Below are 26,531 nucleotides of genomic sequence, written 5' to 3'. Positions count from 1 at the left end.
GATTGATGCGCTATACCTCCCCCCTGTGGCTGCCTGGCGGCCACCTGCAAACCATCTACCCCGCCGTGTGCATGGACAAGCCCGCCGTCACTTACCGGCGCGAGCGCTGGGATACCGAGGACGGCGACTTTGTCGATGTCGATTTTGTCGATGGCAAACCGGGCCGCCCCACGGTCGTGCTGTTCCACGGCCTGGAAGGCTCGTCCAACAGTCACTACGCACGCGCCCTGATGGCGGCGGTGGCGGCGCGGCGCTGGAATGGCGTGATTCCCCACTTTCGCGGCTGTTCCGGGGAACTCAACCGCGCCCCGCGCTTTTACCATTCGGGCGATGCGGGCGAAATCGACTGGATCTTGCGCCGCCTGCGCCCGCGCCTGCGCGGCAAGCTGTATGCCACCGGCGTCTCGCTCGGTGGTAATGCCTTGCTGCGCTGGCTGGGCGAATCGCAGCGCTCGGCCGAATTTGTCGACGCTGCCTGCGCCGTGTCCGCGCCGCTGGACCTGGCCCGTGGCGGTGAGTCGCTGGGCTCCGGCTTGAACATGATCTACACGCGCATGTTCCTCAAGACACTCAAGCCCAAATGCCTGGCCAAGCTGGAGCAGTTCCCCGGCTTGTTCGACCGCGAAGCCCTGCTATCGGCGCGCGACCTGTACGCCTTTGACAATGTCGTCACCGCACCCCTGCACGGTTACAAGGATACGAACGATTATTGGGACCGGGCCAGCGCCAGGCATGTGCTGCAGGACATCACCGTTCCCACCCTGGTGCTCAATGCCATGAATGATCCATTCCTGCCGGCCGACTATTTGCCGCGCAAGGCGTCGCCCCAGGTGACGCTGGAGTATCCGGCCCATGGCGGCCATGTCGGCTTCGTGGCGGGGCCCTGGCCCGGCCGACTGGACTGGCTGCCGCGCAAGCTGATCAAATTCCTGGAAGGGAAAGATGGCTGGCGCGCGCCGATCCGCGCTGAACTGTGCGAAGCTCGCGGCCATGGATGATATTGTCAAAAAAGCGATGGCCAAGTGGCCCAACGTTCCCCACTGTTATGGCTGGCTGGCGCTGGACGCGCGCGGCGCCTGGCGCATGCGCGACGAGCAGGCCCAGCACTTCAACCTTCCCGGCGACAAGGTGATCCAGGACGCCTTGCTCGCTTTTATCAACCGCAATTACGCAGTTGACGAGCGGGGCTGCTGGTATTTCCAGAATGGGCCGCAGCGCGTATTTCTCAATCTGGAGAGCACGCCCTTTGTGGCCCGCACCGATCCGGCCCATGGGCTGGTACTGCACACGGGCGCACCGGTGCCGGCGCTGGACGCGGCCTACATGACCGAAGGCGGCGAGCTCATTATCGTGACGGACGGTAAAGTTGCGCAGGTGGATGACCGCGATGTGGCGCAGCTAATGGCGAGCATGGAAATGGATGGCCAAGGCGCGTCGGATGACGCAATCCTGGCGTGGCTCGACGGCCGCGAGGCAAGTCTGGCGCTGCGCTACCAGGGCAAGCTGACGCCGGTGCAACGCATCGCGCGCGCCGAGGTGCCGGAGCACTTTCAATTCACGCGCCTGCCAACGCCGCCGTGAGTTGCGCCGCGCTGCGCCTCATTTCTTGCCGTCTTTTTCTTCCTTGAGCTCTTCGCGCCGCTGCGCTTTCAGTTCGCGCTCGCGGGCGTCAATCAGGGCCATGTCGTAAAACGAAGCATCGCTGGCCTTGCGGGCAATGGCCAGCTGGTCGAGCGCGGCGACCTTACCGCCCAGCAGGGCGTAATACTCGGCCAGTGAAATGTGCTGCAAGCTTATCTTGCCTTGCGCCGCGTAAGCCTTGGCCAGTAATTCGTGCAGCTTGACTTCCTCGCGGTACTGCAAGGTCTGGTCGCGCAGGAACTTGACGGCCTCGGCCGCACGCCCATTATTGATCAAGCCTTCGCCATACTGGTGGGCAATGCCGCGCGACAGCGGATAGCGCCGGTGCGCCTGTTCGGCATCCTTGAGACCTTGCTGGCGAATCGCTTCCGGCTGGCTTGGCGCGAGCTTGATTTCCAGCTGCAGGTAAGTGAACAAGGGTGCCCCATCGGAGGCGGATGAACCGATGGCAAACGCCCCTTCTGTACCGCGCTGGGTCGCCCGTGCACGGTCAAGCCAGGTCTGGGCGCTGGCCAGCTGGCCGCGCTTGAGGGCCAGGTAGCTCAGGCCATATTGGGCGCTGACCTGCTGCTGGCGGTTGAGCAGTTTTTGCTGCGCTTCAAAAGCGGCCTGGGTCTCGGCCAGCCCCTGGGTACTGCCATCCTGCAGTACGCGGGCGCGCGCCCGGACCAGGTGGAAGTCGAGCGTGTCCACGCGCTGGCGGTACGGCACTTCGCGAATGCGCGCCTGGATATCGGAGATGCGCTCGCTGGTGAGGGGGTGGCTGCGCAGGTAGGAAGGCATGAGGTCCGAGTAGGAGCGCGTGGCGGCCTGCATCCTGCCGAAAAACGCCACCATGCCCGAGGTATCGTAACCACCCTGGGACATGATTTGAAAGCCCACGCGGTCGGCCTCGCGCTCTGCCTCGCGGCTGAAATTGAGCTGGCGCTGGATCGCCAGGCCCTGGCCGCCCATGACCACGCCCATGGCCGCGTCACCGCTGGCGCGCGCGGCCAGGGCGCCAAGCAGCAAGGCCGCCAGCGGGATGAGCGCATCCTGCTTTTGCTGGCCGATCATGCGGGCAATATGGCGCTGGGTGACGTGGCCGATTTCATGGCCCATGACGGAGGCCAGTTCCGATTCGGTCTGCGCCGCCAGCAGCAGCCCCGAGTGCACGCCAATAAAGCCTCCCGGCAAGGCAAAAGCGTTCAGCTGCACATCGCGCACGGCAAAGAAATAAAAGTCGGCGTTGGTCTCGCCCCGTGCCCCGGGCTGGGCGGCCACCAGGGCGCTGCCAAAATTGTTGAGGTATTCGGCAATCGGCGCGTCATCGAGAAAATCGCGGTCGCGCCGGATGTCGCGCATGATTTCCTCGCCGATGCGCCGCTCCATCACGGGCGACAGGTCGCCGCGGGCAGTGTCGCCCAGCATCGGCAAGCTCTGGTCCAGGCCCGTCTGGGCGCCCGCCTGCAGCGCCGTGCTGGAGATGGCGGCCGCGACAGCTGCAGCGAGCGCCAGCTGCGGCAAGCGTGTGAGTCGCATGGCAGGAGGAATTTTCATTTTCACGATGCTATGATAACCGCAAGTGGCGCATGTACGCTGCCTTCGACCGATCGGAAACACTTTGTTACCACGACCATGAACGACCCAAAAAACGCTTCTCCCCTCACCCACTTCGATGCTGCCGGACAAGCCCACATGGTGGATGTCGGCGGCAAGGCCGACACCCACCGGATTGCCGTTGCGGCCGGTACCATTGTCATGAAACCTGACACGCTGGCGCTTATCCTTGAAGGAACGGCGCGCAAGGGCGATGTGCTCGGCATTGCCCGCATTGCCGCCATCATGGGCGCCAAGCGCACCAGCGACCTGGTGCCGCTGTGCCATCCGCTGCCGATCACGCGGGTGGCGGTGGAATTCGAGATTGATCAGCTGCAGTCATGTATCCATTGCCGCGCCCAGGTAGACACGGTGGGCAAGACGGGGGTGGAGATGGAGGCGCTCACAGCGGTGCAGGTGGCCTTGCTGACCATTTACGACATGTGCAAGGCGGCCGACCGCGGCATGGTCATGACCAATGTGCGGGTGCTGGAAAAGCATGGTGGCAAATCAGGGGATTGGACCGCCTCGGTCTAGCACTAAAGGCCCCCTTCTTCCACAAAACGCTGTATACAATGGCCGCGTGCACGACTAAGAAAATCACATCGCGCTGGATAGCGGCCCAACTCTGCGCCAGTTGCAGCGCACATGACACCAGCCTAGAAACGCCCGTCAAACCAGAAACGTGGAAAGATTGAAAAACCCGGACCCTTAACAGGGTAGTCCGTGTGACTTCCGGGAAGATCGCCAGCATCAACGGAAACCCCAAGCACCACCATGATGACCGCTATCCCAATCGCGCCTCGCAGCGCAAATTGGGGGACTACAGTCCATGTTGACGGCCGGGTTCTCGACCATACCCATCCGCTGGCGCATGCCAGGTACGTGACAATAAGCAACTGACTTATCGGCATAATGAAGGAACCTGACACCAGCGCGTCAACCACAATGGCAGTCCCGGTTGCAATCAGTCCAGTCGCGACCAGTCCGTCGGACACATCTGTTGTCGCCAGCGCCTTCGCTTGGCAAAACAGGCGCCGTCCGGCCGCACCGATTGTCGCGATAAGACAGATTACCGCTGGAATGCCCCATTCTGCCGCGTACTGCATAACCCAACTATGCGGGTGGCTGCCGAGTCTGAGATCCATCCCGCCATGCGCGAAGTGCATGGGCCCGACGCCGAGCATTGGGTGAGCAGCGATCATCTGCAAACAGCGACGCCATAGATAGGTGCGAGAGCTAGTCGGGTCGTGCACTGTCCGGTCGACCAATGCGCTTGAATGGCCAAAAGGCTCAAGACCGAAAACGGGAGGTAACTGATAAAAAATCAAATAATCCAGAACGAACCCTGTGATGGCCGTCAGCGCCATCATACCAACGAAAAGTTTCGCTGTCCCCTTCATCAGCACTAGGGCAACCAAAACCCCTGCCCCCAGGCCTAACATGGTCCCGCGTCCACCCACAGTGAAAAGTAACATCCACCAAAACCCCGCGAGAATGAATACGGCGTACCGTACTTTTTGGGTCTTGGCGCGACAACACAGCAGCACCAGGAGGGGAACGGTCACTGTTTGTGCGTGATTGAAAAACCGAAAATTTTCGAAGTTTTGGATGATATCACCGACACCAGGGGTAATTCCCATCTGAACGAATATCGACAAGCCCACGAAAGCCTGGAGAAGATAAGCTGCGCATCCAATCGCGCAGATTGTCAGAACCCAATTCAACTTCTTTGAGTAAGAGTCCGCCATTTCCCTTCCCGCCGCTAACCCTGTCAAAACGAGCAGCAGCGTGTATCCAACCTCCAGGAAGCCATAGGACGGCGCATAAGCGCGGCTTGAGGAGATCACACCAAGTAAGAAAAACAGCAGAAGTGCGATGCCACCGGCCGGATTGCTGGGCCAAATGAGCCGCGAGCGTCTGATGAAAATATACGCCGAAGCGAAAGCCAATAAGGCCAGGTGCGTGATCCGCTGGGCATTGTGGCTATGGGGAGCGAAATGATTTAGCATGGCCATACTGGCGATTAGTAGCACCAGCACTGGCCATTCCCGGACCCCCGAAAGAACTATCCCGTGACGCCACGATGCATTTTTTGTTGCAGCGTTCATCGCTCACCCAGCCCAATCATTTGCCAAGCCAAAAACGGAAATACCCCATTTCTGGGGTATTTTTTTACAGAATCGCTACCGTCAAAACGGCGACGAGATTCGTATTAGGACGCTACGTTACGGCATTCAGCAGGAACGAAACGGAACATCGTGTCAGCGGTGGCGCCGCAAGTCCAGGTCACATTGCCGTCTGCGTTCACAGTTGGGCGGAATTTCAGAACGACGTTTTCAGTCTTGGCGGTACCGGTCACGGTGATTACACCGCCTGCGCATGCCATGCTCGCCATATTAGTGGTCGCGACGGTCGTATCCTTCACCCCGCGGCAAGCGCCTGTATTAGCAGTCGTTCCCAGGTTAGTTGGATCGTCGCCCAGATTTTCAGCAATAGTTTGCTTTTGTGCCGAGGCATTCGTGATCAGTTCCGACACGCGGCCACGTACCGTGTAATCCTTGTACGCTGGCAGTGCGACAGCAGCCAAGATGCCAACGATGGCGACCACGATCATCAATTCGATCAGGGTGAAGCCGGCTTGTGCTTTTTTAACAATTTTCATCGATTTCATGGTAAATCTCCTTGGGGTTTTACTTCAACAAAGACTAGGTGTCTGTACCAGGGATATAGCAATCGGTGTGCCAGCTCAGACGAGCATCGATTTGCGGCTATTCGTTAATCTTCGATTATGGAAATGGTCAAAATTCGGCGCGTGACCTGACAATTTTTGTCGCGGAGCGTGAACAGCGCAACGTCTGACGGAAATTGTCACTTATTTTGCCAAAAAAACCATGCGCGTACCCGCGAGATCGAGCACGTCACCCTGTACCAGCCGACGCGGCTCGTGTTCCAGCTCCGCGCCGTTGACCGTTGGCCCCTGCTCGCCATCAATCTTGGCTGCTGTATAGGTACCACTTGCATAAGTAATGGCCACCACCGCCACGCCCGGCTTGCCGACCGTGGTCAAGGGTTTATTCAATGGCAGCGTCTTGCCCTTGTGCGCGCCGTTCATCACTTCCACCTTCCCGGTCGGTGCGGCCTTGGGTGGCGTGGCCAGGTATTGCAGTTCAAAAATGGCGATCGTGATCCGGTCGCCGCTTGCCAGCTGGCGCCGCGTGACCTTTTCGCCCTGGATAAAGGTGCCGTTGGTACTGCCCAAGTCTTCCAGGATCGCATCGTCCAGCATGACCGTGATGGTGGCATGGGCGCTGCTCACGGCGCGGTGGTCGATGACGATATCGTTATGCGGCTTGCGCCCGATGGTCATCCTCTCCTTGACGAGTTCCACTTCCTTGATGAGCTTGCCATCAGACGTAATGATGATTTTTGCCACTTCGCGTTCTCCGGATTTTGTGCGCAATTCCAATGCAAACGGGGAGCATTATGCTCCCCGTTATTATCTACTGCCTAGCAAGTCGTTACAAATTACAACATGGCCTGCAGCAGACGGGCCATTTCCGACGGGTTCTTGGTGGCCTTGATGCCGCACTCTTCCATGATGTCCAGCTTGGCCTGGGCCGTGTCGGCACCGCCCGAGATGAGCGCGCCGGCGTGGCCCATGCGCTTGCCCGGTGGCGCGGTCACGCCTGCAATGAAGCAGACCACCGGCTTTTTCATGTTGTCCTTGATCCAGTAAGCCGCGTTGGCTTCGTCCGGGCCGCCGATCTCGCCAATCATGATGACAGCGTCGGTATCAGGGTCATCATTGAACATCTTCATGACGTCGATATGCTTGAGGCCGTTGATCGGGTCGCCGCCGATACCGACAGCCGAGGACTGGCCCAGGCCCAGCGCGGTCAGCTGGCCCACCGCTTCGTACGTCAGCGTGCCCGAGCGCGACACCACGCCGATGCGGCCCTTGCGGTGAATATGGCCCGGCATGATGCCAATCTTGATTTCGTCCGGCGTGATCAGGCCCGGGCAGTTAGGGCCCAGCAGCAGGGTCTTCGAGCCGGCCTTGGCCATGCGGTCCTTGAGCGCCATCATGTCGCGCACGGGAATGCCTTCGGTGATGCAGATGGCCAGGTCCAGCTCGGCTTCCACGGCTTCCCAGATGGCAGCAGCGGCGCCGGCCGGCGGCACGTAGATGACCGACACGTTGGCGCCGGTTTCCTTCTTGGCGTCCGCCACGTTGGCAAAAATAGGAATGCCTTCGAAATCTTCGCCGGCTTTCTTGGGGTTCACGCCTGCGACAAAGGCATTCTTGCCATTGGCATAGTCGCGGCACATGCGGGTGTGGAACTGGCCGGTCTTGCCGGTAATTCCCTGGGTGATGACTTTTGTATCTTTATTGATCAGGATCGACATATTTGTTCCTTCGAATTAGGCTTTACCAGCAGCAGCGGCAACCACGGCCTTGGCTGCGTCTTCCATCGTATCGGCGGCGATGATCGGCAGGCCGGAGTCGGCCAGCATCTTCTTGCCGATGTCTTCGTTGGTGCCCTTCATGCGCACAACCAGCGGCACTTGCAGGGAAACAGCCTTCGATGCGGTGATCACGCCTTCGGCGATCACGTCGCAGCGCATGATGCCGCCGAAGATGTTGACCAGGATGGCTTTCAGGCCCGGGTTCTTCAGCATGATCTTGAACGCTTCCGTGACTTTCTCAGCCGTGGCACCGCCGCCCACGTCCAGGAAGTTGGCCGGCTCGCCGCCGAACAGCTTGATGGTGTCCATGGTGGCCATGGCCAGGCCGGCGCCGTTGACGAGGCAGCCGATATTGCCGTCGAGCGAAATGTAAGCCAGGTCGAACTTCGATGCTTCGATTTCGGCCGGATCTTCTTCGTCCAGGTCACGGTAGGCAACGATGTTGGGCTGGCGGTACAGGGCGTTGGAGTCAAAGTTGAACTTGGCGTCCAGGGCGACGATCTTGCCGCTGCCGGTCACGATCAGCGGGTTGATTTCAGCGAGCGACGCGTCGGTTTCCCAATATGCCTTGTACAGGCCATGGAACTGTACGCGCGCATCGGCAAACGACTCGGGAGGAATGCCGATCTTGCCGGCGATGTCGTCGATCTCGGCATCGGTCAGGCCCACTGAGGGATCGATCGCGATGTGGTGGATCTTTTCAGGATTGCTGTGCGCGACTTCTTCGATATCCATGCCGCCTTCGCTGGAAGCCATCAGCACCACACGCTGGCTGATGCGATCGGTGACCAGCGACACATACAGTTCCTTCTTGATGTCGGCGCCTTCTTCGATCAGGAGGCGACGCACCTTCTGGCCTTCGGGGCCGGTCTGGATGGTCTTGAGCTGCATGCCCATGATCTGCTCGGCGTATTCCTTGACCTGTTCCATCGACTTGGCCACCTTCACGCCGCCGCCCTTGCCGCGGCCGCCAGCATGGATCTGCGCCTTGACTACCCAGACCGGGCCGCCCAGCTCTTCGGCAGCCTTGACGGCTTCTTCCACGGACATGCACGGGATGCCGCGCGGTACCGTCACTCCGAACTGCCGGAGGATTTCTTTGCCTTGATACTCATGGATTTTCATGCTGGCTTCCCTTCTTCTGATACTGATAATGTGGAAATACGGTTAAGTGCGGGTTCAAAACAACTAAAACGGGACTGCGAGGACTGCAAACTGCTGCTGCGCTACGTGAGGCCTAGGACACCGGCTTGGCAACCCAGCGCGGGTAATACCTGGCCACTGCCGGGCCATCGGCGCGCAGGGCATGACAACGTTCAATTTGAAACGGGCGGTCGGGCAGCAGGTCGTCGCCATCGCCGTCGCGCGTCTTGATGACGTCATTGGCAAAGGCCTGAATGGCAGCCGTCGGGAGGATTTGCGCCAGTTCGCTCAGGTGCGTACAGCCTAGCACGCCCGACAGTCGTTCCTTGATGCCCGCACGGAAACCCTTCATGAGCGACAAGCCAATCAATTGCTTGTAGGCCGGGCCGACCGTGTCGCAATAGCCGGGATAGGGCACGGCGTCGGACGACACCTCGGCGTCCACTACAACGAGCTCAAGGTTGATGGTCAGGCGCAGGGACAGGTCGTGCAGGCGGGTGCCGCCCGGGCGCAGGCCGGAAGCGAGCGTGACATCCTTGACCTTGACGTCAGTGATGCGCGCGTCAAGATCCCACAGCCCATCGTCGCGCAGGTAGGCAGCGACTTCGATGGCGCGGGTATGGCGGAGCGCGCGGGGAACGGGAGAAGACAGGGGCATAAAGACCAATGCCGAAATGCGGCGTAAATAGTATGCAGCCAGTGTGCTTACGCACGTTGCCGCAGCTTCTACGGCAACAACCGCTCATGCGGCGCTGCTAAAACCATGAAATTTTAGCACAGCGCTGCTCGGCAGGGTTATTTGAGTGGAGATTGTCAGACTGATATGATATTCGCGGGCAATGATAGCCCGGGCACGGCTGGCAAACAAAAAGACGGAAAAGCGAAGGCTCGGCGCCCCATGTACATAGCCGTTGAGGAGTAAGGCGCCCGGCTGCTGCCAGGCGACGTTACGGGCCATGCCAGGGACGTCAAGTCCTCGCTTTTCCGCCTTGGACAAAAACAGTGTGCGTGCGAACCGCTTGTGCGGCAATGCACAGTTGTACGGATGCCGCGCCGGCCGGACTTCTGAGCCCGGCACTGCGCCCCCGGACGAGCAACCTGCCCGCTACCAGTCATCCTCGCCAGGGTCCCCCTTCATGGCAGTGCGCACCGCCTTTTGGGAAAACCCGCGCTGCATCAGGAAGCGCATCTGCTTGTTGCGCTCGGCAGGATCGGTCGCCACCGTGCCGAACTTGCGCTGCCACACCTCGCAGGCGCGCGCCGTTTCGCTCTCGTTCAAGCCTTGCTTGAGTTCCTGCAGGGCTTCGCCCGCCACCCCGTGGCTTTGCAGCTCGGCCACGATGCGGCTGTTGCCAAAGCGCGCGGCCCGGCGGTGGATGAGCGACTCGGAAAACCGCTCCTGCGACAGCCAGTTATTCTTTTCCAGAAAATCGAGCAGGGCATCGACATCGTCGCCCTCCTCTGCATGGCGCGCCAGCTTGCGCCCCAGCTCCAGCCGGCTGTGCTCGCGCATCGACAGAAAACGCAAGGCACGGGCCTTGAGGCTTAACCGGGGCGCTGGCACGGCCACACCAGCCGATTACTCGGCAACAGCCTTGAGCTTGGCGACCTTGGCCGGCTGCTCTTCCCCGGCTGCAGGCGGCAGTTCACGCACACCCAGCGCCACGCGGACCTTGTTCTCGATTTCGCGCGCCAGTGCCGGCCGCTCCTTGAGATAGATGCGCGCATTGTCCTTGCCCTGGCCGATACGTTCGCCGTTATAGCTGTACCAGGAACCGGACTTCTCCACGATCTTGTTGTCGGCGCCCAGATCGAGGATTTCGCCTTCGCGCGACGTGCCTTCGCCATACAGGATGTCGAAGTGCGCTTCCTTGAATGGCGGCGCGATCTTGTTCTTGACGACCTTGACCTTGGTTTCATTGCCGATGACTTCGTCGCCGGACTTGATGGAACCGGTACGGCGGATGTCCAGGCGTACGGAGGCATAGAACTTGAGCGCATTGCCACCGGTGGTAGTTTCCGGGCTGCCAAACATGACGCCGATCTTCATGCGGATCTGGTTAATGAAGATCACCAGCGTGTTGGTGCGGTTGATGGAGCCGGTCAGCTTGCGCAGTGCCTGGGACATGAGGCGTGCCTGCAGGCCTGGCAGGGAGTCGCCCATGTCGCCCTCGATCTCGGCGCGCGGTGTCAGTGCCGCCACGGAGTCGACCACGATCATGTCCACGCTGCCCGAGCGCACCAGCGCATCGCAGATTTCCAGCGCCTGCTCGCCCGTGTCCGGCTGCGAAATGAGCAGCTCCGACAGGTTGATGCCCAGCTTTTGGGCGTAGGTAACGTCCAGCGCGTGCTCGGCGTCGATAAAGGCGCAGGTGCCGCCCAGCTTTTGCATTTGCGCGATGGTCTGCAGCGTCAGCGTGGTTTTACCGGACGACTCGGGACCGTAAATTTCGACCACGCGGCCGCGCGGCAGCCCGCCCACGCCCAGCGCGATGTCCAGGCCCAGCGAACCGGTGGACACGGTCTGCACTTCCTCGACCGGGGTGGACGCATCCATGCGCATGACCGAACCCTTGCCGAACTGCTTTTCGATTTGCGCCAGGGCGGCGGCCAGCGCCTTGCCCTTTTCCGCAGCATTCATTACGTTTTTCTTGTCGTCCATTATTTTCTTTCAGAAAAAGGGCGGTTTTCACATCACAGTCAGTACTGTACAAGCGTACAGTAGTCTTGGCAAGCAGTGTTTGCGGGAGTTTTCAAAAATTTTCCCGGGGCCGGGATAAATGAAACACAATAGGCGCACATATTTCCGGGTGCCATTCATGCGTATTTTACTAGCCGAAGATGATAGCGTACTTGCCGATGGCTTGACGCGCTCACTGCGCCAGTCCGGTTATGCGATCGACTGCGTCCACAATGGCGAAGACGCCGACACTGCCCTGTCGACCCAGGAGTTCGACCTGCTGATCCTGGACCTGGGCCTGCCCCGCCTGTCCGGCCTGGAAGTGCTGCGCCGCCTGCGCACGCGCGCCTCCCTGCTGCCGGTGCTGATCCTGACGGCGGCCGACTCGATCGAGCAGCGTGTCAATGGCCTGGACCTGGGCGCCGACGACTACATGGCCAAGCCCTTTGCCCTGTCGGAACTGGAAGCGCGGGTGCGCGCCCTGACCCGGCGCGGCGCCGGCGGCGGTCCCACCGTGGTGCGCAACGGCCCGCTGGCCTACGACCAGGTGGGCCGCAGCGCCTACATCAACGAGCAGATGCTGGACCTGTCGGCGCGTGAACTGGGCCTGCTCGAAATCCTGCTGGCGCGCACCGGGCGCCTGGTGTCGAAGGAGCAGCTGGTGGACCATCTGTGCGAATGGGGCGAGGAAGTGTCGAACAATGCCATCGAAGTCTATGTCCACCGCCTGCGCAAGAAAATCGAGGTGGGCGGCGTGCGCATTGCCACCGTGCGCGGTCTGGGCTACTGCCTCGAAAAATTCGCGGCGGCGGGCGAATCCTAAGTGGAGAACGGTTTCGCCGGCAGCCAGGCCGACGCCGCGCCCGTGGCGCTGTACGTCCCGCCCAATCCGGAGCCGGACGAAAACATGCAGCACTCGCTGTTTGGCGAGATCCTCGACTGGATGCTGGCCCCGCTGCTGCTGCTGTGGCCCATGAGTATCGCCATCACCTACCTGGTGGCCAAATCGATCGCCAACCAGCCCTTCGACCACGCACTGGAAGACAGCGTGACGGTGCTGGCGCAGCAGGTCAAGGAAGTCGATGGCCGCGTGATCTCGCGCCTGCCCGGCAGTGCGCGCGACATCCTGCGCGCCGATGATGTGGACAGCGTCTACTTCCAGATCACCGGCCCGCAGGCCGAGCACGTGGACGGCGACCGCGACATGCCGCAACCGCTGTCCCCCGACCGCTACCGCACCGGGCGCGTCCACTTTCGCAACGACAGCATGAACGGCACGCCGGTGCGCATCGCCTTTTCATATGTGAACCTGCGCCCGAAATCGGCCCCGGGCGACGAGCCGCCCGCCGCCCTGGTGCAGGTGGCCGAAACGCTGGACAAGCGCGCGCAGCTGGCCAACGAAATCATCAAGGGCGTGATCCTGCCCCAGTTCATCATCCTGCCCATCGTGCTGGCCCTGGTCTGGTTTGCGCTGGCGCGCGGCCTGTCGCCGCTGGCCCAGCTGCAGGAGCGTATCCGTGCGCGCCGCCCCGACGACCTCTCGCCGATCGACGCGCGCCAGGTGCCGGAAGAGATTTCGCCGCTGGTCGGCTCCCTCAACGACATGCTGGGTCGCCTGTCGCAGACCATCGAAATGCAGAAGCGCTTCATCGCCGACGCAGCGCACCAGATGAAGACCCCGCTGGCAGGCATGCGCATGCAGTCCGAGCTGGCCCTGCGCCAGAAGCATCCCGACGAAATCCACCGCTCGCTCGAGCAGCTGGCCACCAGTTCGGAGTCGGCCACGCGCCTGGTCAACCAGCTGCTGGCGCTGGCCAGGGCCGAGCACCATCCGCATGCCGGTACTGCCCTTGCCGCGCTGGACTTGAACGCGGTGGCGCGCGACACGGTGCGCGAATGGGTGCAGGCATCGATGGCGGCCAGGATCGACATGGGCTTCGAGGGCGCCGCCGCCCCGGTTCCCATCGAAGGCAATGCCGTCATGCTGCGCGAGCTGCTGTCGAACCTGATCGACAACGCCCTGCGCTACACGCCCGCGCGCGGCAGCGTAACGGTGCGCGTGCGCCAGGATGAAGAGTACGCCGTGCTGGAAGTGGAAGATACCGGGCCCGGCATCGCACCGGGTGAACGCGGCCACGTGTTTGAACGGTTTTACCGGGTACTGGGGAGCACGGCGCAAGGCAGCGGTCTTGGCCTGGCCATCGTGCGCGAGATCGCCCAGCAGCATGACGCCGAAGTCGACATCTTCCACAATCCACACAGCAGCAGCGCCAGGTGGCCCGGGTCGCAATTCCGCATCACCTTCCCCCATCATAAGGAGCCAGCATGACATCCACGCCGCTCGCGGCCTTGCTGCGTCAACGTGCGCTGCACTGGCGCCGCGCGCGCCGCGTAACGGCAATGCTGTGCGGGCTATGGTTCCTGACCACCGTCGTCACCGTCTTCTTTGCGCGTGAGCTGGCCACGCTTACCGTGCTTGGATGGCCGCTGTCGTTCTACATGGCCGCCCAGGGCTGCTCGCTGATCTACCTTGCCGTGATCGGCATCTACGCGCTGGCCATGCGGCGCGCCGACCGCCGCTTTGTGCGCGCCATGCGGGGCGCCGCATGAAAAGCAAGGACTCCTACTTCCGGCGCCTGTCGCGCTACTATTTGTATTACACGGCGTGCTTTGCCGGCTTTTTGGTGTCGCTGGCGAGCCTGGAAAACGAAGGCATGCCGCGTGTGTGGATCGGCTACCTGTTCATGGTCGCCACCATTGGCCTGTACGCGGCCATCGGCGTCATCAGCCGCACCTCCAACGTCTCGGAATACTATGTGGCCGGACGCCGCGTCCCGGCCCTGTTCAACGGCATGGCCACGGCCGCCGACTGGATCTCGGCGGCCAGTTTCATCAGCCTGGCCGGTGGCCTGTACCTGTACGGCTTCGACGGCCTGGCCTACATCATGGGCTGGACCGGTGGCTACTGCCTGGTGGCGCTGCTGATCGCGCCCTACCTGCGGCGCTTCGCCCAGTACACCATTCCCGACTTTCTGGCCGTGCGCTTTGGCGGCGGCCGGCAAGGCAGCGGCGCGCCGGTGCGCATGATCGCGGTGGGGGCCACGATCATCGTGTCCTTCACCTACGTGGTGGCGCAGATTTACGCAGTAGGCCTGATTGCCTCGCGCTTTACGGGAGTCGATTTCTCGGTCGGGATTTTCCTGGGGCTGGCCAGCATCCTGGTGTGCTCCTTCCTGGGCGGCATGCGCGCCATTACCTGGACCCAGGTGGCGCAGTACATCATCATCCTGGTCGCCTTCCTGATTCCCACCATGTGGCTGTCGATGAAACATACCGACAACCCGGTGCCACAAATGGCCTATGGCGCGGTGCTGCCCAAGCTGGCCGAGCGGGAACGCGAACTGCAGTCGGACCCGCGCGAAATGCAGGTGCGCTCGATGTTCCGCATGCGTGCCGAGCAATTCGATGAACGTGTGCGCACGCTGCCGGCGTCGTGGGAAGCGGGCCTGCAGGAGGCGCAGCGCATGCTCGATGCAGCGCGCCTGCGCAACGTGTCGATGCAGGACGTGCGCGCAGCCGAACGCGCCCTCATCGCCTACCCCAAGACGGCCGAGGAGGCGGGCCGCATCTGGAGCGCTGCGCGCGACGCCAACCTGGCGCGCTCGCGCGTGCCCCAGCCCCACGCGCAGCCCTACCCGGCGGACACGCCGGAAGGCTCAGACATTCGCCGCAATAATTTCCTGGCGCTGGTGCTGTGCCTCATGCTCGGTACCGCCGCCCTGCCCCACATCCTCATGCGCTCGTATACCACCCCGAGCGTGCGCGATACCCGCGTATCGGTATTCTGGACCCTGTTCTTCATCCTGCTGGTGTACCTGACCATTCCCGCGCTCGCGGTGCTGGTCAAGTACGACATCTACAGCGCGCTGGTGGGATCGGATTTTGCCAGTCTGCCCACCTGGATCTCCTACTGGGCCAATGTGGACCGCATCACGCCCCTGATCAGCGTGGCCGACATCAACGGCGATGGGATCGTGCAGCTGGCGGAAATTGCCATCGATGGCGACGTGCTGGTGCTCGCCACGCCCGAAATCGCGGGCCTGCCGTATGTGATTTCCGGGCTGGTGGCAGCCGGCGGCCTGGCCGCCGCGCTGTCCACGGCCGATGGCCTGCTGCTGGCCATTTCCAACGCCCTCTCGCACGACGTCTACTACAAGGTGGTTGATCCGGCCGCCTCCACCCAGAAGCGCGTGACGATCTCCAAGCTGCTCTTGCTCGGCGTCGCTTTCATTGCGGCGTATGCGGCTTCGCAGCGCCCGGCCGACATCCTGTCGCTGGTGGGCGCCGCGTTTTCGCTGGCCGCGTCGACCCTGTTCCCGGCCCTCGTATGCGGCGTGTTCTGGAAGCGCGCCAACCACGCCGGCGCCATTGCCGGCATGCTGGCCGGCTTTTCGGTGTGCGTCTTTTACATGCTGCACACGCACCCGATCCTGGGCGGCAGCGCCGCCGGCCAGTGGTTTCATATCGCACCGATTTCGGCCGGCATTTTCGGCGTCCCGGCAGGCATCGCGGTACTGGTCATCGTCAGCCTGTTGACCCCCGCACCGGACGCGATGAGCAACGGCCTGGTCGACCATATCCGCTCGCCCGACGAAGTCGATGACTTCATCAACAAGGCGTAATTCAGGTAAGCTGGCCACAATGAATTGGCAAACATGCCCACTACAAGGAGATGCTATGTCGTCAGGAAAAATTCTGGTTGCCCAGGGTGGCGGCCCGACCGCCGTCATCAACCAATCGATGGTGGGCGTGGTGCTGGAAGCGCGCCGCTTCGCCAATGTCACCAAGGTGTATGGCGCACTGCACGGCGTGCGCGGCATTGTCAACCAGGACTTCCTGGACCTGACGCAGGAAACCACGGCCAATCTGGAACTGGTGGCGGCCACGCCATCGTCGGCCCTGGGCTCGACCCGCGACAAGCCTGATGCGGCCTACTGCGCGAAGATTTTTGAATCGCTGCGCGCGCACCAGATCGAGCATTTTTTCTACATTGGCGGGAACGATTCGTCCGACACGGTGCGCATCGTCAGCCTGGAAGCGCAAAAGCATGGCTATCCCCTGCGCTGCATCCATATCCCCAAGACCATCGACAACGACCTGGTTGGCAATGACCACACGCCTGGCTTTCCGTCGGCCGCGCGCTTCGTGGCCCAGGCCTTTGCCGGTGCCAACCTGGACAACGCTTCGCTGCCCGGCGTGTACGTGGGCGTGGTGATGGGTCGCCACGCGGGCTTTCTGACCGCGGCCGCGGCGCTTGGCCGCAAGTTCCCGGACGACGGCCCACATCTGATCTATCTGCCGGAGCGCACCTTCGTGCTGGAGAACTTCCTGGCCGACGTCAAGGCCATGTATGACAAGCATGGCCGCTGCGTGGTAGCGGTGTCCGAAGGCATTCACGATGCGTCCGGCGAAGCCATTGCCACCCTGCTGGCCGCGGAAGTGGAGCGCGACGCCCACGGCAATGTGCAGCTATCGGGCACCGGGGCGCTGGCGGACCTGCTGTGCGATGAAATCAAGTCAAAGCTGGGCATCAAGCGGGTACGCGGCGACACCTTTGGCTACCTGCAGCGCAGCTTCAGCGGCTGCGTGTCGGACGTGGACCAGCGCGAAGCGCGCGAGGTGGGCGAAAAAGCCGTGCAGTTTGCCATGTGGGGCGAGCGCGACGGGTCGGTGGCGATCAAGCGCAGCGGCGACTACGCCGTCGACTACGAGCTGGTGGCGCTCGAATCGGTGGCCGGCAAGACGCGCGTGATGGAAGATGAGTTGATCAGCGCCAGCGGGACCGATGTGACGCCAGCGTTCATCCGCTACCTCAAGCCGCTGCTCGGTGCCGGCATGCCGGACGCGCATCGCCTGCGCGCCGCGCGGGTGAAAAAGATCGGCGCGTAGAAAAGGGGCCGAAGCCCCTTTTCCGCTACGCGCATGCGCCAGTCTTACTGCACCACCACCTGGGTCACGCCTGCCTGATCCGTCTTGAGCAGGTAACTGAGCATCGTAGCCTGGCTATAGTCGCTGTTCGACACCACCTGAGTCAGGATGCCGGCCTGGCCCCATGCCGTGAGCGGGCTGAAATAAAAGAAGGAGTTCAGCTGGCCATTAGGCACTTGCACATTGCCGTAGGTGATACGGGCGGCGCCGGACTGCGCATCGTAGCTGCGCAGGGAGGTGCCGCTCACCACCATGATGGCGTCGCATTCCGGCCAGCTCGACCAGATCGCGGTCTGCGGCTTGAGGACGCAGCCTGCGAGCTTGCTGCCCGAGAGGGTCTGCAGGCCCGTGCCATCGCTGTTGATCGAGACGACGCTGCCGTTGGCTTCTTGCCAGATCCGTTCGCCGCCGGCATGGATGAACAGTGAACTCAACATCGAGGCGGAACCTGCCAGCTCGGTCGGTGCGCCGCCGGCAAGGGGGAATGACAGCAGGCCGCCCTGGCTACTGCGCGCCAGCACCCGGGTCGGGGTGACAATGGCGATGTCACCAAGGCCGCCGACGGTGCCGATCGCCTGGGTCGTGCCGGTGGCGATGGTGTAGCGCAGCAGGCGGGTCTGGGTGGTCCCGCGCAGGGCAAAGACGATTTCGCGCGGATTGGCCTGTTGCAGCTCGCTCAGCGTTTCATCGGCAGCGACCGTGGCAAGGCGCGTGAGCGCGGCCGGGGCCGCAGCGTTCAGATCCACCGCAAAGACGCCATCGCCGGCGCTGAACACTGCAGTGTTGCTCAGTTCGGCGCCGGACATGAATTCGGCGTCATCCGCAGGCAGGGTAAACAGGTTCACGGGGTTGGAGAAGTCGGCATTGACGCGCTGCATCTGCATGCCATTGCGCACCAGCCAGCCGGTCAGGGCGCCCTGTGCCGAATGGATGGTGGCAACCGGGCGGGAAACCTGCAGCGGCGCATCAGCCGCGCCCATGTTGGCACGCACCGCGAAGTACTGGTCGTCGTCGGTATTGCAGGCACTGTCCGGCCCCCGCTTCTGCACCACGAGCCACGATTGCAGCGCGTTGACCGCGTCATTGCCCATCTGGACATCGTCGCTGCCATTGCTCAAACCGCAGGCATTGGCGGAGGTGATGGTGGACAGGCGCACTTCCGGCGGCAGCCCGTTCGGGCCCGACAGGTCACGCCGGATCAGGGTGCCATTTTTCCAGAACAGCATGCTGCGCGCGTAAAAATCGCTGGCCAGGCCATTGCTGATCTGACCCTGGATCAGGTAGCCGGCCAGTTCGCCCTGCCCGGCCGGGTGCAGGGGCACGGCTGTGCCGCCGGCAGCCGGCACAGCGCCATAGGCCAGCTGGTTGTTCACGGGAGAACCGTAGCCGAAGGCCAGATGCAAGCCGCTCACGCCGGAACCCTGGCTGATCGAGACGGTGGCCGCATTGCTGGTCACCGTGCCCTTGGCATTACTGACCCTGACTGAGAACTTGACGCCGTGATCGGCCTGCGTCAGGGCGCCCGTCTGGTACGTGGCATCGACCGCGCCCGCAATGGCCACGCCTTCGCGCAGCCACTGGTAAGACAGCGGCCCGGTCCCGCTGGCGCTGACCGCGAAGCTGGCATTCTGGCCAACGGCGGCCGTGACGTTGCCAGGGTGCTGGGTAATGGCAGGCATGACAGCTTCGGCCGCGACCACCAGGCGCGCGCCGGCGCTGGTTACGGCACCGGCCGCATTGTTGACCCGCACCGAAAACACGGCGCCGTTGTCGCCCGCCAGCGCTGCCGGCAGGGTCAGCTCGGGACCCTGGGCACCGGCGATCTCCACGCCGTCGCGCAGCCATTGGTAGGTCAGGGCGTCGCCTGCGGCCACCACGCTGAAGGTGGGCGCGGTACCGGTCACCACGTGCACGTCCGCCGGCTGTTGCGAGATCACGGGTGGCGCCGATGGCATGGCGACAGTGACGCTGACGCTGGTGCTGGTGACGCTGCCGTGGGCATTGCTGACCACAACATGATAGGTGCCGGCCACCCCGGCGGTGCCAAACAGCGTCAGCGAGCGGCCACCCGCGTACACCACGGTGCCGTTGCGGTACCAGGTGTATTGCGCCGCATTTTCAGCCACCACTTCCAGCGTAGCGATGAAGCCCGGTGCGATCGTCAGTGCCACTGGCTGCTGCACGATGACTGGCGGCTTGGCGCCGACCTCAATGCACGAAGGCAGAACGATATCGCTGTCACCGGTCGTCACATACACGCTGCCCACCTCGTCGCCGACAAGGGCGCTGACCTGCACCTTGCTGTTGCGCCGGGCGGCGATCTTGAACTTGCCGTCCTGGCCGGTTTGCTCCTGGGCGGCACCGAAATAATCAATGCCGTCCGTGGTCACCGTCGCATAGCGCGGTTGATTGCTGGCATTGACCACGCAGCCATGGATGTAGATGGTATCCATCGGCATGTCGGCGTTCCAGACCGTGAAGTGGGAGACCGTGCCTTCGTAGTACTGGTTGGGCGCACTGCCGGCCAGCGTGGCGGCCCCTTCGCGCACCCACAGGCCGGTTGACTCCTTGAAGTAGTACAGCGGCATGGTCAAAGGCGGGCTGGCCGCCCCGGCCGGAACCGGAATGCGGATGGTGGCGGTCTTGCCCGGTGCCAGGTTGAGCAAGGCGCCTGTGCTGTCGCGCAGTTCCACCTGCAGCGCGCCCATGCTTTCGATGGGCACGGCTTCGTTTTCTGCGCGGAAGTTGCCGGGCATGTTCAATGGATTCACGCCTGGATCAATCGGCGTCATTTCCACCATCACCGGCCCCGTATAAGCGGCGCCGCCGGTCCGGACAATGCCGGCGGCAGGCAGCGTGACCATGGCGGGCGAGCCGGCCATGGTCACCACGCCACCGTCGGCGGCGCTCACTTCCTGGCGTACGCCGACGCGGGCCAGGGTGCGGTCGGCAACCGTATTGCCGTCGATGTCGACGCGCACGGTAGCAAAGTTGGACGCATATTCCGCCTTGCTGAACTGGACCACGCGCTGCGGCCCGAAGGTGACGGTTTTCAGGGAATACTTGCCGTCGGCGTCGGTGGTGGTGCGCTGGTCGCCGATTTTCACTTCGGCGCCGGCAATGGCCTGGCCAGATTGGGCATCGACCACGCGGCCGCTCACGCTGCCGACCGAGGAATCATGCGGGGGACGCTCGGTGGCCCCATCGTTGCCACCGCCGCCGCAGCCGGCCAGCGACAGCAGCAGCGAGGCGCCGAGCATCAGGCTGCGCGTTACATTGATTAATTTGGACATGAAGTACTTTCACGAAGCGATTTGGGAAAGTCATCCGGGATATGGTTCCGGACGAGCCGCGTGATAGTAATTCAACGTTAATTTTAAATCAACTAAAATTGAACAAAATATATGTAGCTGCGGAAAATGGCAGGGTTAACGCAAACGCCCGCACCAGCGAACTGGTGCGGGCGCGGGGAGACGCCGCAAAAACCGCCTGCAGGTGTTATTCGACGATGGTCTGGTGCTCGTCGCCTGCGCGCTCGCGGATGGTGCCGATGCGTGACACGGTTTCGCCGGCCGCCTGCAGCTGGGCAAAGGCGGCATCCGCGTTTTCTTTTGACACGATGACGATCATGCCGATGCCGCAATTGAACACGCGGTGCATTTCGGCGTCGGCCACGCCACCATGCTGCTGCAGCCACTGGAACAGCGGCGGCATGGTCCAGGCCTTGGAATCGAGTACGGCAGTCAGGTGGGGCTGCAGCACGCGCGGCACGTTTTCCACCAGGCCACCGCCGGTGATGTGCACCATGCCCTTCACTTCCATCGATTCCATCAGCGCCAGCAGCGGCTTGACGTAGATGCGGGTCGGCTCCATGAGCACATCGGATAGCTTGCGGCCGTGGAAGTCGCCTTCCAGGTCAGGCTTGGCCACGTCGATGATCTTGCGCACCAGCGAGTAGCCATTGGAATGCGCGCCCGACGAGGCCAGGCCCAGGACCACGTCGCCCGGGGTGATTTTGGTGCCATCGATGATCTTCGACTTTTCTACCGCGCCGACGGCAAACCCTGCCAGGTCGTATTCGCCGGCCGGGTACATGCTTGGCATTTCCGCCGTTTCGCCGCCGATCAGTGCGCAGCCAGCCTGCTCGCAGCCCTGGGCAATGCCCTTGACCACCGCCGTGGCGGTCGGCACATCGAGTTTGCCGCATGCGAAATAATCGAGGAAGAACAGCGGTTCTGCGCCCTGCACCAGGATGTCGTTGACGCTCATGGCCACCAGGTCGATGCCGACGGTGTCGTGGCGATTGAGTTCGAACGCGAGTTTGAGCTTGGTGCCCACGCCGTCGGTGCCCGACACCAGCACCGGCTCCTTGAACTTCTTGCTGATCTCGAACAGCGCGCCAAAGCCGCCGATGCCGCCCATGACGCCTTCGCGCATGGTGCGCTTGGCAAAAGGCTTGATCGCTTCGACCAGGGCGTCGCCAGCATCGATATCGACACCGGCGTCGCGGTAGGAGAGTGAAACATTAGAAGATTGGCTCATGGTGTATTTGGCAGCGGAGGCGGTAAAATAGAAGGCGGTGGACGTATTCGGAGCCGCAATTAACATCCTGCGGCCTCAAAACTGGTCAATCCGCTATTTTATCAAACTGGCCCGTTCCCGGACGATTTAACCCACATTACAACACCACCATGCCATTTTCCCTGACCCCGGAACAGAAGCAGACCACATTCTGGCTGGTCGCCTGGCTGGCATTTTTCTTCCTGTTGTACCTGCTCGGCCCCACGGTGGCGCCCTTCGTCGCCTCGGCCATCCTGGCGTACGCCCTCTCGGGCGCGGTCAACTTCCTGGAACGGCGCCGCGTGGGCCGCTGGCGCATGCCGCGCCTGTTCGCGGTGGTGATCGTCATGACCGTGTTCATCGCCATCATGTTCGCCCTGGTGCTGATCGTGGTACCGGTGATCCAGAAAGAGATCCCCCTGCTGCGAGTGCAGATTCCCCAGTTCCTCATCAAACTCGACATGATGCTGGCACCCTTGCTGCAGCAGCTGGGCATCAACGTCCAGCTCGACATGTCGGGCCTGAAGAAAATCGCCAGCGAGCAGCTGGCCACCAGCGGCGACCAGATCTGGTCCACGGTCTTGAACAGCCTGCGCATTGGCGGCGGCGCCGTGCTGGGCTGGTTCGTCACGCTCACCCTGGTGCCGGTGGTGATGTTCTACATGCTGCTTGACTGGCATGGCCTCATGCGCAGCGTGGCCGACGCCATTCCGCGCCGCTACGTGGACCAGACCGTCGCCATGGCGCGCGAGGTGGACGCCCTGCTGGCCGAGTACATGCGCGGCCAGCTGCTGGTCATGATCGTGCTGGCCGTGTTCTATTCATTTGCCCTGACCATGCTGGGACTGGACGTGGCCATCCCGGTGGGCATCATCAGCGGCGTGCTGGTATTCATTCCCTATGTCGGCTTTGGCCTGGGCATGGTGCTGGCCCTGGTGGCGGCCGTGCTGCAGTTTCCCGGCTGGTACGGCGTGGGCATGGTGGCCGGTATTTACCTGTTTGGCCAGCTGTTCGAGAGTTTCATCCTCACGCCGCGCCTGGTGGGCGAGCGCATCGGCCTGTCGGCCCTCACCGTCATCTTCGCCCTGCTCGCCTTTGGGCAGCTGTTTGGCTTCACCGGCGTGCTGCTGGCGCTGCCCGCGTCGGCGGTGCTGATGGTGGCCTTCCGCCATTTGCGTGCACACTATCTGCGCAGCAGCTTTTATAATGCGTAGATCATGAAAAAACGCAGATGAAACAGCTGGTACTCGACCTGGGCGCGGAACAGGCCCACAGCCTCGATACCTTCGAGGTTGGCCAAAATGCCGAACTGGCGCACCTGATGCACCAGTTCGCGCAGCGCAGCGCGCGCGAGCATTTTGCCTACCTGTGGGGCGAGACTGCCGCCGGCAAGACCCACCTGCTGCAAGGCCTGGCCGCCACGCCGGCGTCGCGCTACATCGGCCCGGGCGCTGCCGGCGAAGAATTCACCTTCACGCCGGAGGTCACCCTGTACCTGCTCGACGACTGCGACAAGCTCGGTGCCGAAGCCCAGATCGACGCCTTTGCCCTGTTTAACCAGATCCGCGAGCATGGCGCCTTCATGGTCAGTACCGGAGCGGTGCCGCCGGCGGTGCTGCCGGTGCGCGAAGACCTGCGCACGCGCATGGGCTGGGGCCTGATTTACCAGATCCATGGCCTGTCTGACGAAGAAAAGATCGCTGCCCTCACCCATGCCGCCGAAGCGCGCGGTTTGACGCTGTCAGCCACCGTGTTACCCTATCTGCTATCGCATTTCAAGCGCGACATGCGCTCCCTGTCGACGATGCTGGACGCCCTCGATCAGTATTCCCTTGAAACGCAGCGCCCGGTCACGCTGCCGCTGCTGCGCGACCTGCTCTCCAATGCCACTGCCGCGGACCCCAAAGAATGAAAAAACTGGCCCTGTTCGACCTTGACCACACCCTGCTGCCGATCGACTCGGACCATGAATGGGGCGAATTTTTGGTACGAACCGGCGCCGTCGACCCTGTCGCCTTCAAGCGCGCCAACGACGACTTCTTCGAACAGTACCAGGCCGGCACGCTCGACCCGGTGGAGTACCTGGAGTTCGCGCTGGGTACCCTGGCGCGCTTTCCGCGCTCGCAGCTCGACGCCATGCACGCGCAGTTCATGGCCGAAGTCATCACCCCGGCCATCACGGCGCGCGCGCGCGCGCTGCTGCAGCAGCACATCGAGGCCGGCGACCTGGTATGCATCATCACCGCCACCAACCGCTTCGTGACCGCACCCATCGCCGCGGCGCTGGGCGTGGAGCACCTGATCGCCGCGGTGCCGGAAGAAGACGCCAATGGCAACCTAACCGGTAGGCTGCTCGGCGTACCCACCTCCGGTCCGGGCAAGGTCACCCATACGCACGCATGGCTGGAAAAGATGGGCAAGCCGCTCGCCGCGTTCGAGAGCAGCCATTTTTACAGCGATTCGCACAACGATATTCCTCTCCTGTCCGTCGTCACCCACCCTGTCGCGACCAACCCGAATGCTGCGCTGTCGACGCATGCAGAGCGCCTTGGCTGGCCATCACTTTATCTATTCAATGATTAAAAAATTCATCCGCAAATTCCTTGGCGTCAAAGACAAAGCGCCGGTCCGCGACAAGACCGAGCCTGTCATCCTGGGGGCGACCGAACACGGAATCGATCCAAAGCTATTGTCCTCCAACGCAATCCGCGTCACCTCCTCGCTGCAGGAGGCAGGCTTCAAGGCCTTCGTGGTCGGCGGCGCCGTGCGCGACCTGCTGCTGGGGATCAAGCCCAAGGACTTCGACATTGCGACCGACGCCACGCCCGAACAGGTCAAGCGCCTGTTCCGGCGCGCCTTCATCATCGGCAAGCGCTTCCAGATCGTGCATGTGATGTTTGGCCAAGACCTGCTGGAAGTGACGACCTTCCGCGGTGCCGGCGAATCGAGCGCGCCCAAGGACGAACATGGCCGCGTCCTGCGCGACAACAATTTCGGCCCGCAGCACGAAGACGCCATGCGGCGTGACTTCACCATCAACGCCATGTACTACGATCCGGCCACCCAGCAGGTGCTGGACTACCACGGCGGCATTGCCGACATTCGCGACAAGACGCTGCGCATCATTGGCCAGCCGGAAGCGCGCTACCGCGAAGACCCGGTGCGCATGCTGCGCGTGGTGCGTTTTGCGGCGCGCCTTGGCTTTACCATTGAACCGGCCACGCGCGAGCCGATCGCCGTCATGGCCTCCCTCATCGACAACGTGCCGGCAGCGCGCGTGTTTGACGAAATGCTCAAGCTGCTCATGAGCGGGCACGCGCTGGCCTGCCTGCAGCAGCTGCGCAAGGAAGGCTTGCATCACGGTCTGCTGCCACTGCTCGACGTGGTGCTGGAGCAGCCGATCGGCATGAAGTTCGTGACCCTGGCGCTGGAGTCCACCGACAACCGCGTCAAGGCCGGCAAGGGAGTGTCGCCCGGCTTCCTGTTTGCATCGCTCTTGTGGCACCAGGTGGTGGAAAAGTGGACGGCCTACTGCGCCGCAGGCGAGTCGCCCATCCCGGCCCTGCACCTGGCCGCCGACGACGTGCTCGATTCGCAGACCGAAAAGCTGGCCTTGCAGCGCAAGATCGGCTCGGACATGCGCGACATCTGGTCCATGCAGCCCCGTTTTGAACGGCGCAATGGAAAAGCGCCGTACAAGCTGCTGGAGCATCCGCGCTTTCGGGCCGGCTACGACTTCCTGCTGCTGCGCTGCGAGTCCGGCGAAATCGAGTCCGAGATCGGCGAATGGTGGACCGCGTTCTACGAAGGCGATGCCGTCGAGCGCGAACAGCTGCTGACGACAGCCGTCTCGACGCCAGGCCCGAAGCGCAAGCGCGCACCGCGCAGGTCATCGCGCAGCCGCACTGGCGGCGACGGCGGCGGCAGCGGCAGCGGCAGCGATGGTGGGCACAGCGGCACGTCCGGCGGCAGCAACCCGGGCGGCTCCAGCTTCGAATGATTGCTTACATCGGCATCGGGGCCAATCTCGGTGACGCCGCGGCAAACGTGGACGATGCGATCGCGCGCCTGTCCATGCTGCCGGGCTCGCGCCTGCTGGCCTGCTCGGCCAAATATCGCACGGCGCCGATCGATTCGTCGGGAGACGATTACGTGAATGCGGTGGCCAGCATCGAAACATCGCAGCCGGCCGCGGACCTGCTGGCGGCGCTGCACGCTATCGAACTGGCGCACGGACGCGAACGCCCGTACCGCAATGCCCCGCGCACGCTCGACCTGGACATTCTGCTGTATGGCGACGAAGTGATTGACCAGCCGGCGCTGCACATTCCACACCCGCGCATGCAGGACCGTGCATTTGTCATCGTGCCGCTGCTGGAAATTGCGCCGCATGTGATCATTCCCGGCCGCGGCCCGGCCAGCGGCTTTTTGCCCGCGGTGCTGGACCAGGGCATCAGCAAGCTGGCCTGAC

The 26,531-nt window shown here is 62.7% G+C and carries 24 protein-coding genes; 13 read left to right on the top strand and 11 right to left on the bottom strand.

Going from position 1 to position 26,531, the window contains the following annotated elements:
* The first annotated feature begins 5 nt into the window (after positions 1–5).
* Complete coding sequence (locus KY495_RS11305; RefSeq protein ID WP_219883721.1) at positions 6–998, top strand: YheT family hydrolase; 993 nt, start codon at positions 6–8, stop codon at positions 996–998.
* Positions 991–1,581: a DUF2946 family protein gene (locus KY495_RS11300; protein WP_219883720.1), complete on the top strand. Its 591-nt coding sequence runs from the start codon at positions 991–993 to the stop codon at positions 1,579–1,581. Before KY495_RS11305 ends, KY495_RS11300 begins: the two co-directional genes overlap by 8 nt.
* Positions 1,582–1,599: 18 nt before the next feature.
* Here KY495_RS11300 and KY495_RS11295 read toward each other — a convergent pair whose 3' ends face one another.
* Entirely contained in the window at positions 1,600–3,180 is a 1,581-nt protein-coding gene (locus KY495_RS11295; RefSeq protein WP_229518580.1) for a M48 family metalloprotease, read from the bottom strand.
* Positions 3,181–3,258: 78 nt separating this feature from the next.
* On the opposite strand from KY495_RS11295, the gene moaC reads away from it, so the two are divergent.
* Positions 3,259–3,756: a cyclic pyranopterin monophosphate synthase MoaC gene (gene moaC, locus KY495_RS11290; protein WP_219883719.1), complete on the top strand. Its 498-nt coding sequence runs from the start codon at positions 3,259–3,261 to the stop codon at positions 3,754–3,756.
* A gap of 122 nt (positions 3,757–3,878) precedes the next feature.
* Here the strand turns inward: moaC and KY495_RS11285 are convergent, their stop codons facing one another.
* The 8 genes from KY495_RS11285 to recA form a co-directional block, all read right to left on the bottom strand.
* The gene (locus KY495_RS11285) at positions 3,879–5,330 is read right to left on the bottom strand and encodes an O-antigen ligase (RefSeq protein ID WP_219883718.1); all 1,452 of its coding nucleotides are present in this window, start codon (positions 5,328–5,330) and stop codon (positions 3,879–3,881) included.
* A 104-nt stretch (positions 5,331–5,434) separates the two neighbouring features.
* Positions 5,435–5,893, bottom strand: a complete 459-nt coding sequence (locus KY495_RS11280; protein WP_219883717.1) for a pilin — start codon at positions 5,891–5,893, stop codon at positions 5,435–5,437.
* 201 nt (positions 5,894–6,094) lie between these two features.
* Positions 6,095–6,655, bottom strand: coding sequence for an FHA domain-containing protein (locus tag KY495_RS11275; RefSeq protein ID WP_219883716.1), 561 nt, complete (start codon positions 6,653–6,655; stop codon positions 6,095–6,097).
* A gap of 92 nt (positions 6,656–6,747) precedes the next feature.
* Entirely contained in the window at positions 6,748–7,629 is an 882-nt protein-coding gene (gene sucD / locus KY495_RS11270) for a succinate--CoA ligase subunit alpha (protein WP_219883715.1), read from the bottom strand.
* A 15-nt stretch (positions 7,630–7,644) separates the two neighbouring features.
* Entirely contained in the window at positions 7,645–8,814 is a 1,170-nt protein-coding gene (gene sucC / locus KY495_RS11265; protein ID WP_219883714.1) for an ADP-forming succinate--CoA ligase subunit beta, read from the bottom strand.
* A 112-nt stretch (positions 8,815–8,926) separates the two neighbouring features.
* Complete coding sequence (locus tag KY495_RS11260; RefSeq protein WP_219883713.1) at positions 8,927–9,490, bottom strand: DUF2889 domain-containing protein; 564 nt, start codon at positions 9,488–9,490, stop codon at positions 8,927–8,929.
* 447 nt (positions 9,491–9,937) lie between these two features.
* A complete protein-coding gene (gene recX, locus KY495_RS11255) occupies positions 9,938–10,396 on the bottom strand; it encodes a recombination regulator RecX (protein ID WP_219883712.1) in 459 nt (152 codons plus the stop codon).
* A 15-nt stretch (positions 10,397–10,411) separates the two neighbouring features.
* A complete protein-coding gene (recA, locus tag KY495_RS11250) occupies positions 10,412–11,494 on the bottom strand; it encodes a recombinase RecA (RefSeq protein WP_219883711.1) in 1,083 nt (360 codons plus the stop codon).
* Positions 11,495–11,651: 157 nt separating this feature from the next.
* Here recA and KY495_RS11245 point away from each other — a divergent pair, with 157 nt between their 5' ends.
* From KY495_RS11245 to KY495_RS11225, 5 genes are read left to right on the top strand one after another with little or no spacing between them, the layout of a single operon-like run.
* Positions 11,652–12,335 carry a response regulator transcription factor gene (locus KY495_RS11245; protein ID WP_219883710.1) on the top strand — a complete coding sequence of 228 codons (684 nt, stop codon included), beginning with the start codon at positions 11,652–11,654 and terminating at the stop codon, positions 12,333–12,335.
* Positions 12,336–13,841, top strand: a complete 1,506-nt coding sequence (locus KY495_RS11240) for a sensor histidine kinase (protein ID WP_374041001.1) — start codon at positions 12,336–12,338, stop codon at positions 13,839–13,841.
* Complete coding sequence (locus tag KY495_RS11235) at positions 13,838–14,122, top strand: DUF4212 domain-containing protein (RefSeq protein ID WP_219883709.1); 285 nt, start codon at positions 13,838–13,840, stop codon at positions 14,120–14,122. The genes KY495_RS11240 and KY495_RS11235 overlap by 4 nt, the downstream gene beginning before the upstream one ends.
* Positions 14,119–16,194, top strand: coding sequence for a sodium:solute symporter family protein (locus KY495_RS11230; protein ID WP_219883708.1), 2,076 nt, complete (start codon positions 14,119–14,121; stop codon positions 16,192–16,194). Before KY495_RS11235 ends, KY495_RS11230 begins: the two co-directional genes overlap by 4 nt.
* A 55-nt stretch (positions 16,195–16,249) precedes the next feature.
* Positions 16,250–17,461, top strand: coding sequence for a 6-phosphofructokinase (locus tag KY495_RS11225; protein ID WP_219883707.1), 1,212 nt, complete (start codon positions 16,250–16,252; stop codon positions 17,459–17,461).
* A 44-nt stretch (positions 17,462–17,505) separates the two neighbouring features.
* Here the strand turns inward: KY495_RS11225 and KY495_RS11220 are convergent, their stop codons facing one another.
* On the bottom strand, positions 17,506–20,793 hold the full coding sequence (locus KY495_RS11220) for a carboxypeptidase regulatory-like domain-containing protein (protein ID WP_219883706.1): 3,288 nt from the start codon (positions 20,791–20,793) through the stop codon (positions 17,506–17,508).
* 205 nt (positions 20,794–20,998) lie between these two features.
* Positions 20,999–22,042, bottom strand: a complete 1,044-nt coding sequence (gene purM / locus KY495_RS11215; protein WP_219883705.1) for a phosphoribosylformylglycinamidine cyclo-ligase — start codon at positions 22,040–22,042, stop codon at positions 20,999–21,001.
* 149 nt (positions 22,043–22,191) lie between these two features.
* Between purM and KY495_RS11210 the strand changes: the two genes are divergently transcribed.
* The 5 genes from KY495_RS11210 to folK are packed head-to-tail and all read left to right on the top strand — an operon-like array spanning position 22,192 to position 26,530.
* Complete coding sequence (locus KY495_RS11210; protein WP_219883704.1) at positions 22,192–23,274, top strand: AI-2E family transporter; 1,083 nt, start codon at positions 22,192–22,194, stop codon at positions 23,272–23,274.
* A gap of 17 nt (positions 23,275–23,291) precedes the next feature.
* Positions 23,292–23,972: a DnaA regulatory inactivator Hda gene (hda, locus tag KY495_RS11205; protein WP_219883703.1), complete on the top strand. Its 681-nt coding sequence runs from the start codon at positions 23,292–23,294 to the stop codon at positions 23,970–23,972.
* Positions 23,969–24,643 carry an HAD family phosphatase gene (locus tag KY495_RS11200; RefSeq protein ID WP_219883702.1) on the top strand — a complete coding sequence of 225 codons (675 nt, stop codon included), beginning with the start codon at positions 23,969–23,971 and terminating at the stop codon, positions 24,641–24,643. Before hda ends, KY495_RS11200 begins: the two co-directional genes overlap by 4 nt.
* A complete protein-coding gene (gene pcnB, locus KY495_RS11195; RefSeq protein ID WP_219883701.1) occupies positions 24,636–26,060 on the top strand; it encodes a polynucleotide adenylyltransferase PcnB in 1,425 nt (474 codons plus the stop codon). Before KY495_RS11200 ends, pcnB begins: the two co-directional genes overlap by 8 nt.
* Complete coding sequence (gene folK, locus KY495_RS11190; RefSeq protein ID WP_219883700.1) at positions 26,057–26,530, top strand: 2-amino-4-hydroxy-6-hydroxymethyldihydropteridine diphosphokinase; 474 nt, start codon at positions 26,057–26,059, stop codon at positions 26,528–26,530. The genes pcnB and folK overlap by 4 nt, the downstream gene beginning before the upstream one ends.
* The last annotated feature ends 1 nt before the right edge of the window (position 26,531 follow it).

This window comes from Massilia sp. PAMC28688 (assembly GCF_019443445.1).
In the GTDB taxonomy this organism is placed as follows: Bacteria; Pseudomonadota; Gammaproteobacteria; order Burkholderiales; family Burkholderiaceae_D; genus Telluria_A.
The sequence above is the reverse complement of the archived record's forward strand: the minus strand, read 5'-3'. Positions and strand labels throughout refer to the sequence as shown.